We start from the raw sequence: 11,183 nt of genomic DNA on the forward strand, positions 1-11,183 counted from the left end.
CCGGCCGACTCGCTTTTTTAGTTCTTAGTTCTTAGTTCTTAGTTTTTAGTTCTTAGTCCTCAGTCTCCAATCAACCCTCTGGGGACTGGGGACTGAAAACTGTCTACTACTCGACGATGCGCACGAGGTGCGGAATCGCCTTGACCATGCCGCGGATAGACGGCGTGTCCTCGCGCTCGACGATCTGGTTCAGACGGGTAAAGCCCAGGCCCTTGACGACCTTCTTGTGCTTCACCGGCGCCTGGATCATCGACCGGAAGTACTGGATCTTGATCTTGGTCTCTGCCATGACTAGAGCTCCTCAACCGACTTGCCGCGAGCGGCAGCCACTTCGGCGCGGTCACGCAGCTGCACGAGTGCGTCGAACGTCGCCTTGATCACGTTATGCGGGTTGGCGGTGCCGAGGCTCTTGGTGAGCACGTTCTGCACGCCAGCCGAGGTCATCACCGCGCGGACTGCGCCGCCGGCGATCACGCCCGTACCTTCCGGAGCCGGCTTCAGCAGCACCTGGCCCGAGCCGAAGCGGCCCAGCACCTGGTGAGGAATCGTCGTCTCGGTCAGGTTCACGCGGACCAGGTTCTTCTTGGCCGACTCGATGCCCTTGCGGATCGCCTGCGGCACTTCCTTGGCCTTGCCCGAACCATAGCCCACCACTCCGGCGGAGGGGTCGCCCACCACGACCAGCGCGGCAAACGACATATTCTTACCGCCCTTGACCACCTTGGTCACGCGGTTGATCGCCACGACCTGGTCCTTCAGGTTCAGCGAGCCGGCATCAATCTTCTTCTTCAGTGTTGCCATTGGATTCCTTCCTTCGATCTTTCCGGTCGCCTTAGAATTCCAGTCCCGCTTCGCGGGCTGCATCCGCCAGAGCCTTGATGCGGCCGTGATAGAGGTAACCGCCACGATCGAAGACCACCTTCTTGATGCCCTTCTCCTGCGCGCGTTCGGCCACCAGCTTGCCGACTTCCTTCGCTGCCGCCACGTTGCCGCCCGTCTTCACCTTGTCGGCCACAGTCGAGGCCGAAACCAGCGTCGCACCGGCCAGATCGTCGATGACCTGCACGTAGATGTGGTTCAGCGAACGGTACACGTTCAGGCGCGGACGCTCTGCCGTGCCTTCAATCTTGCGCCGGATGCGGGTGTGTACGCGCTTCCGGATCTCATTTCTCTTCCTCTGAGGAATCATCGTCTCTTCCTTCCTAATAGCGGAGCTGCCCTGCGGCCCCGTTCGGTTCTGTAAAGGGGGTAGGGGATAGGGTGTGGTTGTCTTGCTACACCCTATTCCCTATCCCCTATACCCTGCTTTACTTGGCGCCCGTCTTGCCGACCTTCTTCTTCAGCTTCTCGTCGGAGTAACGCACACCCTTGTTCTTGTACGGATCCGGCTTGCGCAGCGAGCGCATGTCGGCGGCTACCTGGCCAACCTTCTGCCGGTCGATGCCCGAGATCGTCACCTTGGTCTGCTTGGGATCGATGGTCGCCGTGATGCCGGTAGGCAGCGGGAACTCGATCGGGTGCGAATAGCCCAGGGTGAAGACAACCATGTCCTTGCCCTTGAGCTCAGCGCGATAACCGATACCAACGATGTCCAGATCCTTCGACCAGCCCTTGGTCACGCCCTCAACGGCATTGAAGACCAGTGCGCGGGTCAGACCATGGATGGCAGCCTGCTTCTCGTTCTCACGGCTGGCAACGATGTGGCCGTCCTTGGTTTCGAGCTTGATACCGGCAGGAATGACCTGCTCGATCTTGCCCTTGGGGCCTTCCACCACGATATGGGTGCCGGTCACCGAATATTTCACGCCTGCGGGGAGCGGAATCGGCTGCTTACCAATACGCGACATTACTTATTCCTTATGCGGCTTGCGAGTCCCGGCTTCCACCGTTCCACTGCAGCCCGAGCGGAAGATTGCTCTTCCGCTCCTCTACGACAAACCTGCTTACTACTTCCCTGCTCGCCTTACTCATCCGGGCCATCGGCCCGGGGAAGACCGTCATCAGGCGAAGAACGCGCCGAAGGCGCATGTGCCTGGACGGCCAGTCCTTACCAGACTTCGCAGAGGATCTCACCGCCGACGCCTTCCTTGCGCGCCTGACGACCGGTCATCACGCCGCGGGGCGTGGTGAGAATGCTGATGCCCAGGCCACCCTGAACACGCTTGATCTCGTCGCGGCCGACATACACACGGCAGCCAGGACGGGAAACGCGGGACAGGTCGCGGATCGCGGCTTCATTGTTCGCGCTGTACTTCAGATACACACGCAGAACGTTGCGGCCGTTCTCTTCGGAAGCCTTGTAGTTGGCGATATAACCCTCTTCCTTGAGGATGCGGGCAATCTCGGTCTTCAGCTTGGAGGCCGGAACATCCAGCTTCTGGTGCCGCGCGCGGATCGAGTTCCGGATGCGGGTCAGAAAGTCTGCTACAGGATCGGTCAAACTCATCGTTTCTCCTTCATCCCCCGTTCGCTCAGCCTATGCAGCTGAGAACCAGCGGAGATGCTAACGGCCCGCATCTGCTGCGCGGCCAAACTTGTTCTGCGCTCATCGCGCGTGATGTTTTCGTGTTCCGGGACCTGTGCTCTCGATTGGCACCCGCCTGAACGGCCAGCCCCGGCGAACCTTTTACCAGCTCGACTTGACGACGCCGGGGATCTCGCCGCGGTGCGCGAGCTGACGGAAGCACAAACGGCAGATGCCGAACTTGCGCAGGAATGCGCGCGGGCGACCGCACAGCTTGCAGCGGTTATGCTGCCGGCACTTGAACTTCGGCTTGCGGGCGTCCTTGACTCTCTTTGCAGTGGTTGCCATATCTCTCGAATCCTTAAGTCTGAAACGTTACGCCGTCTGGCGGAAGGGCATGCCGAACTGCTTGAGCAGAGCGCGCGCCGAGTTGTCGTCCTGGGCCGTGGTCACGAACGTGATGTTCATGCCCTTCAGCTTCTCCACCTTCGAGTAGTCGATTTCGGCGAAGATGAGCTGATCGCGGACACCGAGCGTATAGTTGCCGCGGCCATCGAAGCTCTTGGTCGAAACGCCACGGAAGTCGCGCACACGGGGCAGGGCCACCGAGATCAGGCGATCGAGGAACTCATACATTGCATCGCCGCGCAGGGTCACCATCGCGCCGATCGACATCCCTTCGCGCAGCTTGAAGGCCGCAATGGACTTCTTCGCGCGGGTGGTCACCGGCTTCTGGCCGGCGATCGAGGCCAGGTCCGCAACCAGCGGATCGAGCATCTTCGAATTCTGTGTCGCTTCGCCCAGACCCATGTTGATGACGATCTTCTCGAGCTTCGGAATCGCCATCACGTTCTCAAGACCCAGCTCCTTCTGAAGGGCCGGCTTGATTTCCTTGAAATACTTCTCTTTCAGTCTTGCTGCCATTGTCTCTATGCTCTTTCTCTCCGGACTTCGGAGTAGCCGCGCGCGCCCGTTTCCGGACTTCACGCAGCCGTATACCGTTGCGGAGGGTGTTCATTCGGGTGGGGTCTCTGAACCAGATCCCGTTTCCGGGAAGCCCGTTTCCGGACTGTTCAGACGCAATTCACCCTGATTGACCTGCATCTAGCATCATAGCGCGAAAATCGGGGATTTGCATCCCCGAAGTCGCGCATGCCCTGAAACTGCGAATTTACTTCTTCTTGCCTTTGGTCGCGATCTCGTTGCCGCACTTCTTGCAGACGCGAACCTTCTTGTCGCCCTCGAGCTTGTGGCCCACCCGGGTCGGTCCGCAGTTCGGGCACACCAGCTGCACATTCGAGATGTGGACCGGTGCTTCCTGCTCGGCGATGCCGCCCTTGATGTTCCGCTGCGGGTTCGGGCGGACGTTCTTCTTGATCACGTGTACGTGCTCGACCAGCACGCGGCCCTTTTCGGCATCGACGCTCAGTACGCGGCGCTGCTTCTTAAGGTCCCGGTCCTTACCGGCAATCACGACAACCTGATCGTTGCGCTGAATACCCAGACTCATAATTCTTATCCTCTGTCTCTCTCTCGTCCGGCCCTGGCTTACAGGACTTCCGGAGCGAGCGACACAATCTTCAGAAACTTCTTCTCGCGCAGCTCGCGGGCAACCGGCCCGAAGACGCGCGTGCCTACCGGCTCGCCCGCTTCGTTGATCAGCACCGCGGCATTCGAATCAAAGCGGATGTAGGTTCCGTCGCGACGGCGAGACTCCTTGCGCGTACGCACGATCACGGCCTTCACCACCTTGCCCTTCTTCACCTGACCATCGGGCGAGGCTTCCTTGACGGCAGCCGTCACCACATCACCCAGGCCCGCCTTCTTGCCGGCGCCGCCACCCAGGGGCAGAATCATCTGCAGCTTGCGTGCGCCCGAGTTATCGGCAACCTCGAGCATGGTTCTCATCTGCACTGCCATAGCAAACTCTCCTTAATCTCGCGCTTACTTCGCAGCGGCAGCGGCTTCGGCTGCGGCTTCGGCCTGAGCCAGAGCCGAGCGGCGGATGATCTCTTCGAGGTTCCAGCGCTTGAGCTTGCTCAAGGGACGGGTCTCGCGGATGCGGACCACATCGCCCACGCGCGCGGTGTTCTCTTCGTCGTGCGCATAGAACTTCTTGTTGGTCTTCATGACGCGCTTGTACTTCGGATGAGCCTTGCGCATTTCGACCTCGACCACGATGGTCTTCTGCATCTTGGTCGAAACGACATTGCCTACCTTCTCATTGCGGCGCGACTCAGGCGCCGTCTTCGTCGTGGCTTCGCTCATCACTCAGCGGCCTCCTTCTCGCTCTTGGCCTTCTTGGTCTTGACCGCCGGCTTGGCCGCGGTCTTCTTCACGGCAGCCTTCTTGGCCTTGGGCTTGGGCTCGGTGGACTCCGTCTTGGGAGTCGCGCCGTACAGGCCAAGCTCACGCTCGCGGGCCACGGTCTGGATGCGGGCAATGTCCTTCTTGAGCCCGCGCAGCTTCTTGACGCCCTCGTTCTGGCCCAGCTTCATCTGGAAGCGGAGGCGAAAGAGCTGCTCAGCCGCCTTGGCCTGCTCGGCCTTCAGCTCGCCATCGCTCAGATTTCGAATCTTCTCGAGTTCCATTTCTTTTCTTCTCTCCGGGACGACGGGATTCAGGCTCCCGCGTATCCCCACACTTCAGTTCTCAGTTTTCAGTGAACAGCTGGCAATGCCTGGAGGCCGTTACCGAGAACTGAGAACTAACCACTGACTACTTCCTTACTTGGCCGCCACGACTGTCTTTACATCGTGACGCTGCACGAAGCGCACCTTGAGCGGCAGCTTGTGAGCCGCCAGACGCATGGCTTCCTGCGCGATTTCGGGCGCTACGCCCTCCATCTCGAAGAGCACCTTGCCGGGGCGGACGACTGCTACCCAGTGGTCAGGAGCGCCCTTGCCCTTACCCATACGGGTTTCGGCAGGCTTCCGGGTCACCGGCTTGTCCGGGAACAGACGCAGCCAGATCTTGCCACCGCGCTTGATGAAGCGCGTCATGGCAATACGGCTGGCCTCGATCTGCCGGTCGGTGATGTAGCCGCACTCCATAACCTTCAGGCCGTAATCACCAAATGCGAGTTCGCTGCCGCGCCACGCCTTGCCGCGCATGCGGCCGCGTTGCTGCTTGCGATACTTGACCTTCTTTGGCATCAACATGATGAATTCCTCAAAACACTTATCAGTCTTCAGTTGTCAGTTTTCAGTTCAACCCGCTGCGGGACTTTCAACTGATCACCGTGCACTGCTTTAAAATCGTCTGTCAGTCTTCAGCTGCCAGAGGCCAGCCCCTGGGGACTGACAACTGGCAACTGTGCACTGCCTTTAGAACACCGACGTGCCGACCGTCGCAGCAGGCTCACGCCGACGCTGCTGGTAGATATCGCCGCGGTAGATCCAGGTCTTGACGCCGATAATGCCGTAGGTGGTGTGCGCCTCGGCAAAGCCGTAGTCGATATCCGCACGCAGCGTGTGCAGCGGCAGACGGCCCTGGAGGTACCACTCCGAACGGGCAATTTCGTTGCCGTTCAGGCGGCCCGAAACGCGGACCTTGATGCCCTTGCAGCCGAAGCGCAGAGCCGAATCCACCGACTTACGCATGGCGCGGCGGAAGCCGACGCGCTTCTCGAGCTGCAGTGCGATATTCTCGGCCACCAGCTGGGCATCGAGCTCCGGCTTGTTGACCTCGAGGATATCGATAAAGACATCGCGGTTGGTCCGCTTCTGCAGATCGACCTTGAGCTTCTCGATCTCCGCGCCCTTGCGGCCGATGATGATGCCCGGACGCGCGGTGCGGATGATGAGGCGAAGCTTGTTGCCGGGACGCTCGATCTCGACCGAGCTGACGCCAGCAGCCTTCAGCTTCTCCTTCAGTTCCTTCTTGAGCTGAACGTCCTCGACCAGCAGCTTGTCGTAGTCACGCTCGACGAACCAGCGCGAGCGCCAGGGCTTATTGACGCCCAGACGAAATCCGTAAGGATGTACTTTCTGTCCCATCGTTAACCCTTCTTCCCCAAACCCTTCCACTGCTTCGTCGCGGCCTTCGGAGCGGCCTTGGCCGAACCCTTGGCTGCCGTGCGCGGCGTCGAGCTCTTCTTCGTCGTCGCCTTCTTCTTCTTGGCGGCCTTCGGCGTCGCCTCAACTGCCGGCGCGTCGGTTACCGTCTCGACCAGGCTCTCGCCCGATACGCGCTCGGCCACCGTGATCTCCAGGTGAGCCAGACGGCGCTGGTAGCGGTAAGCGCGGCCCATCGGCGCAGGGCGGATACGCTTCATACGCGGACCTTCGTTTGCGATCGCCGACTTCACATACAGATTGTCGACGTCCACATCCAGTCCCTGCTCCTGGCTGAGATAGTTGGCGTTCTGCAGAGCCGAACGCAGCACCTTCTCGACCATCGGAGCGACTGCCTTCTTCGTGAAGGCGACCGTATTCAGCGCTTCTTCCACGCTACGGCCCTTGATCAGATTGAGCACCAGCCGCGCCTTCTGCGGCGAAACCCGCTGGAAGCGTGCCTGAGCCCGGAATTCCTTCGTTTCCAATGCCATGACCTTCGTCCTTTTCTTCAGGGCCTAGCGGCTTTCACCGCTGGTTCCCTATCGGCGTTATGTTGGCCTCTCAACGAGGGGCCGTTCTCCGCCTTCGATTCCGTTACTTCGGCTTCGCACCGCTCTCGCCACCCTTGGCCGTGTGGCCCTTGAAGGTGCGCGTTGCGGCGAATTCGCCCAGCTTGTGACCCACCATGTTCTCCGTCACGTACACCGGCACGAACTTCTTGCCGTTGTGAACCGCGATCGTGTGACCCACCATGTCAGGGTGGATGGTGGACCGGCGCGACCAGGTGCGAACGACCTTCTTGTCGTTCGCCTGGTTCAGCACCTCAATCTTGACCATCAGGTGCCCATCAATGAAGGGCCCTTTCTTTGTCGACCGTGCCATCTTAAAACCCTCTTAGCTTCTAGCTGTTAGCTCCTAGCTTCTAGCTAGAGCCCTTTTTCAATCTTGCTGACCGCCTGCAACCTTTAGCGCTTGTGCTTTTAGCTAGGAGCTAGAAGCTAGCAGCTAAAGGCTGCTTTAACTACTTGCTGCGGCGGTTGACGATGAAGACATCGGTCCGCTTGTTGTTGCGGGTCTTGTATCCGCGCGTGGGCTGGCCCCAGGGCGTCACAGGATGACGGCCACCCGAGGTCTTACCCTCACCACCACCGTGCGGGTGATCGACAGGGTTCATCGAGACACCGCGGTTGGTCGGGCGGATGCCCTTCCAGCGGTTACGGCCGGCCTTACCGATGGTCACGTTCTCGTGATCGGTATTGCCAACCTGGCCGATCGTCGCCATGCAGGCTACCAGCACGCGGCGGGTCTCGCCGGAAGGCAGCTTCAGCAAGGCATACTCGCCTTCCTTGGCCACCAGCTGCGCCGAGGCGCCAGCCGAGCGCACCATCTGCGCACCCTTGCCGGGGCGAAGCTCGACATTGTGCACCGTGGTACCGGCAGGAATGTTCTTGAGCGGCAGCGCGTTTCCGACCAGGATGTCGGCCTCAGGACCGCTCATCACCGTCATGCCCACCTTCAGGCCCACAGGCTGAATGATGTAACGCTTGTCGCCGTCCACGTAGCTGATAAGGGCAATGCGGGAAGAACGGTTCGGATCGTATTCGATCGTCGCAACCTTGCCCGGAACGCCGTACTTGTCGCGCTTGAAATCGATAAGGCGCAGCTTCTTCTTGTGGCCGCCGCCGTGGTGACGGATGGTCAGGTCGCCCGAGTTCCGGCGACCGCCGGTCCGCTGCTTGGTTGCCAGCAGCGGCTTATACGGCTTGTCCGTCGTGATGTCGTCATTCACCAGCGTGGTCTTGAAGCGCAGCGTTGGTGTGATCGGTCGATATGTCTTAATCGGCATCGTTTCTTCTCTCTACCGGGGGCCGGCTTCGGCCCCCGTCCGCCGGATAGTTGGTTATCCCGGCTGTTCTTCTTGCTGAGCTCTGTGCTCTGAGCCCTGTTCCTTAGAGGTTGTTCACGTACTCCGGCATCTTTTCGCCGGACTTCAGGCGCACATACGCCTTCTTCCAGTCCGGACGAAAACCGGAGAACTTGCCGCGGCGGCGTTCCTTGCCAGCGAAGTTGGCGGTGCGAACCGTGTCCACCTTCACCTTGAAGAGCAGCTCGACCGCCTGCTTCACTTCCGTCTTGGTCGCCTTGCCGTCCACCTCGAAGACCAGCGTGCTCTCGGTCTCCTTCACGGTCAGGCCCTTTTCGGTGATCAGGGCGCGGCGGATTACGTTATAGGTCGTCGGCATTAAGCCACCTCAGCTTTCTTGCGCTTCGACACCGTCTTCTTGAGTGCCTCCTGGAGAGACTCAAGCGCCTGGCGCGAGAAGATCGCGCGCTGGTAGCGCAGCAGATCATAAGGATGCACTTCGTTGTTCAGGACCAGATCCACGCCGGCCAGGTTGCGCGAGCCGAGGATCAGGGTCGGAGTCAGCGACTGGCTGTTCTCGACGAGCAGCGCGGTCCGCTTGACGTCGAGCTTGTCCAGCGCCTGGCGGTAGAGCTTTGCCTTGGGCTGATCGAGCTCGAGGCTTTCGACCACGGTCAGCTGTCCGTCCTGGAGCTTGGCTGCCAGAACCGAGCGCAGCGCGCCCATCAGCTTCTTCTTCGGGAAGGCGTAGTCATAGGTACGGGGCTGCGGTCCGTGAACCGTGCCGCCATGCCGCCAGAGGGGCGAACGCACCGAACCCACGCGGGCGCGGCCGGTACCCTTCTGCTTCCACAGCTTCTTGCCCGAACCCGAAACCAGCTTGCGGTTCTTGGTTGCCGCGGTGCCCTGGCGGAGCGCGGCGCGATAGTGCTTGACCGCTTCCCAAACCAGTCCTTCATTCACCTGGCTGGGGGCGAAGACCTCGTCGGCCAGCTCGAAGGAGCCAACCTTATTGCCCGCCAGGTCCAATACATCAATGTTTGCCATGTTCGTCTCTTTCGGATCGCTCCCTTGCCCTGCGATCCCTGGTATTTATGCGCCTCGGGATATCCCTGAGACGCGAACTGCCTGAGCGGCTTTCCCGCTCCGTTACTGCTACTGCGTACTACGAACAGCTCACTGCATGACTACCCGGCTGCTTCGATCGGATGTTGCCTGACCGGAGCAGCCTCTAAAACTACTTCTTCTTACCCGAAGCCTTCTTCGAAGCCTTCAGCGGATCGACCGTGCCGGAGCCGGCGAATCCACGACGCTCACGCGGCGGAGCCTTGGCCTTCGAGATCAGCACATAACCATCACGGGGACCCGGTACCGCGCCCTCGAGCATGATCAGGTTCTCTTCGAGATCGATGCCGCGGATGCGGAGGTTGCGCACCGTCACCTGCACATCGCCCATGTGACCAGGCATGCGGGTCTTGGGCAGAACGCGCGAGGGAAACGACGAGGCGCCGATCGAGCCCTGCACCTGGAACATGTGGCCGTGCGACTTGGGACCGCCGCCGAAACCGTGGCGGCGCACAACGCCTGCGAAACCGCGGCCCTTGCTGGTGCCGATGATGTCGACAAACTTTTCGTCCGCGAAGATATCGACCAGGACGCGATCGCCGGCCTTGGCCGAAACAGCAGCCTCGCCCTCAGCAGCAGGCTTCGCAGCCTCGACGCCGACTTCCTTGATGATGCGGACCGGGGCGACATCGGCCTTGGCGAAGTGGCCAGCCTGGGGCTTGGTCACCTTGTGGGCCTTCACAAACTCAACCAGACCGATCTGGGCGGCATCGTAGCCGTCCTTGGCCAGGGTCTTCAGCTGCGTAATCACGCAGGGACCGGCCTGCAGAACGGTGATGGGGTGAACTTCACCCTTCTCATCGAATACCTGCGTCATGCCGATCTTCTTGCCGAGAATTCCAGTAACTGACATTTCTTTTTTCTTTCCCCATCATGGCTACGCTCGTTCCGTAGTCACTGAAGGCTGTAATTAGCTGCTAGCTTTTAGCTATTAGCTTCTAGCTTTAAAACTTTTGAGTTTCGCCGCTCCCCGGCTTCTATCTTTACTCCCCACTCAACCTTGCGCTATCGCACAAACGAGCTAAAAGCTAAGAGCTAGAAGCTAACGGCTAGGAGCTACTTCTCGAAGGCCTTGATCTCGACGTCCACGCCGGCCGGCAGGTCGAGCTTCATCAGCGCGTCCACGGTCTGCTGGGTCGGCTCGAGGATATCGATCAGCCGCTTATGCGTGCGGATCTCGAAGGCCTCGCGCGACTTCTTGTCGACGTGGGGCGAACGCAGCACGCAGTACTTGTTCTTGACCGTCGGCAGGGGAATCGGACCCGCAACCTGAGCGCCCGTGCGCTTGGCCGTGTCCACAATCTCACCCGTCGAAGTGTCCAGCACCCGGTAGTCATATGCCTTCAACCGGATACGAATTCTCTGTCCAACCATGGTCTTGTATCTTTCCTCAGACTGGGAGGGCTTAAGGCCCTCCCGCTGAACTCTTCTATCACTTCTGAACCAGCAAACCCGGCTTCTGCGCCGCGCGGCGCGTCTGCCTGGACGGCCAGTCCTACGCGAGGATCTCGCTGATGGTGCCGGCGCCGACAGTGCGGCCGCCTTCGCGGATGGCGAAGCGCAGGCCCTTTTCCATGGCCACCGGAGTGTGCAGCTCAATCTCCAGCTGGATGTTGTCGCCCGGCATCACCATCTCCGTGCCCTCAGGCAGCTTCGCCGTGCCGGTCACGTC

General features: G+C 60.3%; 21 protein-coding genes. All 21 read right to left on the bottom strand.

All coding sequences use genetic code 11. The features are described from left to right. Positions 1-106: 106 nt before the first annotated feature. Complete coding sequence (gene rpmD / locus ESZ00_RS16175) at positions 107-289, bottom strand: 50S ribosomal protein L30 (protein WP_129209334.1); 183 nt, start codon at positions 287-289, stop codon at positions 107-109. 2 nt (positions 290-291) lie between these two features. Beyond that, the gene (rpsE, locus tag ESZ00_RS16180) at positions 292-801 is read right to left on the bottom strand and encodes a 30S ribosomal protein S5 (protein WP_129209335.1); all 510 of its coding nucleotides are present in this window, start codon (positions 799-801) and stop codon (positions 292-294) included. Between the two features lie 31 nt (positions 802-832). Beyond that, entirely contained in the window at positions 833-1,189 is a 357-nt protein-coding gene (gene rplR, locus ESZ00_RS16185; protein ID WP_129209336.1) for a 50S ribosomal protein L18, read from the bottom strand. Between the two features lie 118 nt (positions 1,190-1,307). After that, complete coding sequence (gene rplF, locus ESZ00_RS16190; RefSeq protein ID WP_129209337.1) at positions 1,308-1,847, bottom strand: 50S ribosomal protein L6; 540 nt, start codon at positions 1,845-1,847, stop codon at positions 1,308-1,310. A 200-nt stretch (positions 1,848-2,047) separates the two neighbouring features. Beyond that, on the bottom strand, positions 2,048-2,446 hold the full coding sequence (rpsH, locus tag ESZ00_RS16195; RefSeq protein WP_129209338.1) for a 30S ribosomal protein S8: 399 nt from the start codon (positions 2,444-2,446) through the stop codon (positions 2,048-2,050). Between the two features lie 180 nt (positions 2,447-2,626). Then, positions 2,627-2,812: a type Z 30S ribosomal protein S14 gene (locus tag ESZ00_RS16200; protein ID WP_129209339.1), complete on the bottom strand. Its 186-nt coding sequence runs from the start codon at positions 2,810-2,812 to the stop codon at positions 2,627-2,629. Between the two features lie 27 nt (positions 2,813-2,839). Beyond that, positions 2,840-3,388, bottom strand: coding sequence for a 50S ribosomal protein L5 (rplE, locus tag ESZ00_RS16205; RefSeq protein WP_129209340.1), 549 nt, complete (start codon positions 3,386-3,388; stop codon positions 2,840-2,842). Positions 3,389-3,635: 247 nt separating this feature from the next. Further along, a complete protein-coding gene (rplX, locus tag ESZ00_RS16210) occupies positions 3,636-3,974 on the bottom strand; it encodes a 50S ribosomal protein L24 (protein ID WP_373283935.1) in 339 nt (112 codons plus the stop codon). Positions 3,975-4,012: 38 nt separating this feature from the next. Next, on the bottom strand, positions 4,013-4,384 hold the full coding sequence (gene rplN / locus ESZ00_RS16215; protein ID WP_129209342.1) for a 50S ribosomal protein L14: 372 nt from the start codon (positions 4,382-4,384) through the stop codon (positions 4,013-4,015). A 24-nt stretch (positions 4,385-4,408) separates the two neighbouring features. Next, the gene (rpsQ, locus tag ESZ00_RS16220) at positions 4,409-4,732 is read right to left on the bottom strand and encodes a 30S ribosomal protein S17 (protein ID WP_129209343.1); all 324 of its coding nucleotides are present in this window, start codon (positions 4,730-4,732) and stop codon (positions 4,409-4,411) included. Continuing rightward, positions 4,732-5,055, bottom strand: coding sequence for a 50S ribosomal protein L29 (gene rpmC, locus ESZ00_RS16225; protein WP_129209344.1), 324 nt, complete (start codon positions 5,053-5,055; stop codon positions 4,732-4,734). The genes rpsQ and rpmC overlap by 1 nt, the downstream gene beginning before the upstream one ends. Before the next feature lie 135 nt (positions 5,056-5,190). Then, positions 5,191-5,625, bottom strand: a complete 435-nt coding sequence (rplP, locus tag ESZ00_RS16230; protein ID WP_129209345.1) for a 50S ribosomal protein L16 — start codon at positions 5,623-5,625, stop codon at positions 5,191-5,193. A 165-nt stretch (positions 5,626-5,790) separates the two neighbouring features. After that, on the bottom strand, positions 5,791-6,462 hold the full coding sequence (gene rpsC / locus ESZ00_RS16235; RefSeq protein ID WP_129209346.1) for a 30S ribosomal protein S3: 672 nt from the start codon (positions 6,460-6,462) through the stop codon (positions 5,791-5,793). Between the two features lie 2 nt (positions 6,463-6,464). Continuing rightward, positions 6,465-7,013, bottom strand: coding sequence for a 50S ribosomal protein L22 (gene rplV, locus ESZ00_RS16240; protein WP_129209347.1), 549 nt, complete (start codon positions 7,011-7,013; stop codon positions 6,465-6,467). Positions 7,014-7,116: 103 nt separating this feature from the next. Further along, the gene (rpsS, locus tag ESZ00_RS16245; protein WP_129209348.1) at positions 7,117-7,404 is read right to left on the bottom strand and encodes a 30S ribosomal protein S19; all 288 of its coding nucleotides are present in this window, start codon (positions 7,402-7,404) and stop codon (positions 7,117-7,119) included. A 139-nt stretch (positions 7,405-7,543) separates the two neighbouring features. Then, positions 7,544-8,368, bottom strand: a complete 825-nt coding sequence (gene rplB, locus ESZ00_RS16250) for a 50S ribosomal protein L2 (protein ID WP_129209349.1) — start codon at positions 8,366-8,368, stop codon at positions 7,544-7,546. A 103-nt stretch (positions 8,369-8,471) separates the two neighbouring features. After that, positions 8,472-8,765: a 50S ribosomal protein L23 gene (locus ESZ00_RS16255; RefSeq protein WP_129209350.1), complete on the bottom strand. Its 294-nt coding sequence runs from the start codon at positions 8,763-8,765 to the stop codon at positions 8,472-8,474. Then, complete coding sequence (gene rplD, locus ESZ00_RS16260) at positions 8,765-9,433, bottom strand: 50S ribosomal protein L4 (RefSeq protein ID WP_129209351.1); 669 nt, start codon at positions 9,431-9,433, stop codon at positions 8,765-8,767. The genes ESZ00_RS16255 and rplD overlap by 1 nt, the downstream gene beginning before the upstream one ends. A 190-nt stretch (positions 9,434-9,623) precedes the next feature. After that, positions 9,624-10,364 (bottom strand): 50S ribosomal protein L3, encoded by a 741-nt coding sequence (gene rplC / locus ESZ00_RS16265; protein WP_129209352.1) that lies wholly within the window; start codon positions 10,362-10,364, stop codon positions 9,624-9,626. Positions 10,365-10,567: 203 nt separating this feature from the next. Next, positions 10,568-10,885: a 30S ribosomal protein S10 gene (gene rpsJ / locus ESZ00_RS16270; protein WP_050059838.1), complete on the bottom strand. Its 318-nt coding sequence runs from the start codon at positions 10,883-10,885 to the stop codon at positions 10,568-10,570. Positions 10,886-11,006: 121 nt separating this feature from the next. Beyond that, on the bottom strand, positions 11,007-11,183 hold a 177-nt coding region (locus tag ESZ00_RS16275; protein ID WP_476749594.1), incomplete at its 5' end, for an EF-Tu C-terminal domain-related protein.

The sequence above is a fragment of the Silvibacterium dinghuense genome, assembly GCF_004123295.1.
In the GTDB taxonomy this organism is placed as follows: Bacteria; Acidobacteriota; Terriglobia; order Terriglobales; family Acidobacteriaceae; genus Silvibacterium; species Silvibacterium dinghuense.

Bases quoted from the DNA above. Each gene is read 5' to 3' on its own strand.
- rplN (WP_129209342.1), bottom strand. From the start codon at position 4,384: ATGGCAGTGCAGATGAGAACCATGCTCGAGGTTGCCGATAACTCGGGC.
- ESZ00_RS16255 (WP_129209350.1), bottom strand. From the start codon at position 8,765: ATGCCGACGACCTATAACGTAATCCGCCGCGCCCTGATCACCGAAAAG.
- rpmC (WP_129209344.1), bottom strand. From the start codon at position 5,055: ATGGAACTCGAGAAGATTCGAAATCTGAGCGATGGCGAGCTGAAGGCC.
- rplR (WP_129209336.1), bottom strand. From the start codon at position 1,189: ATGATTCCTCAGAGGAAGAGAAATGAGATCCGGAAGCGCGTACACACC.
- rpsE (WP_129209335.1), bottom strand. From the start codon at position 801: ATGGCAACACTGAAGAAGAAGATTGATGCCGGCTCGCTGAACCTGAAG.
- rplF (WP_129209337.1), bottom strand. From the start codon at position 1,847: ATGTCGCGTATTGGTAAGCAGCCGATTCCGCTCCCCGCAGGCGTGAAA.
- rplD (WP_129209351.1), bottom strand. From the start codon at position 9,433: ATGGCAAACATTGATGTATTGGACCTGGCGGGCAATAAGGTTGGCTCC.
- rplX (WP_373283935.1), bottom strand. From the start codon at position 3,974: ATGAGTCTGGGTATTCAGCGCAACGATCAGGTTGTCGTGATTGCCGGT.
- rplB (WP_129209349.1), bottom strand. From the start codon at position 8,368: ATGCCGATTAAGACATATCGACCGATCACACCAACGCTGCGCTTCAAG.
- ESZ00_RS16200 (WP_129209339.1), bottom strand. From the start codon at position 2,812: ATGGCAACCACTGCAAAGAGAGTCAAGGACGCCCGCAAGCCGAAGTTC.
- rplC (WP_129209352.1), bottom strand. From the start codon at position 10,364: ATGTCAGTTACTGGAATTCTCGGCAAGAAGATCGGCATGACGCAGGTA.
- rplV (WP_129209347.1), bottom strand. From the start codon at position 7,013: ATGGCATTGGAAACGAAGGAATTCCGGGCTCAGGCACGCTTCCAGCGG.
- rpsS (WP_129209348.1), bottom strand. From the start codon at position 7,404: ATGGCACGGTCGACAAAGAAAGGGCCCTTCATTGATGGGCACCTGATG.
- rpmD (WP_129209334.1), bottom strand. From the start codon at position 289: ATGGCAGAGACCAAGATCAAGATCCAGTACTTCCGGTCGATGATCCAG.
- rplP (WP_129209345.1), bottom strand. From the start codon at position 5,625: ATGTTGATGCCAAAGAAGGTCAAGTATCGCAAGCAGCAACGCGGCCGC.
- rplE (WP_129209340.1), bottom strand. From the start codon at position 3,388: ATGGCAGCAAGACTGAAAGAGAAGTATTTCAAGGAAATCAAGCCGGCC.
- rpsQ (WP_129209343.1), bottom strand. From the start codon at position 4,732: ATGAGCGAAGCCACGACGAAGACGGCGCCTGAGTCGCGCCGCAATGAG.
- rpsJ (WP_050059838.1), bottom strand. From the start codon at position 10,885: ATGGTTGGACAGAGAATTCGTATCCGGTTGAAGGCATATGACTACCGG.
- rpsH (WP_129209338.1), bottom strand. From the start codon at position 2,446: ATGAGTTTGACCGATCCTGTAGCAGACTTTCTGACCCGCATCCGGAAC.
- rpsC (WP_129209346.1), bottom strand. From the start codon at position 6,462: ATGGGACAGAAAGTACATCCTTACGGATTTCGTCTGGGCGTCAATAAG.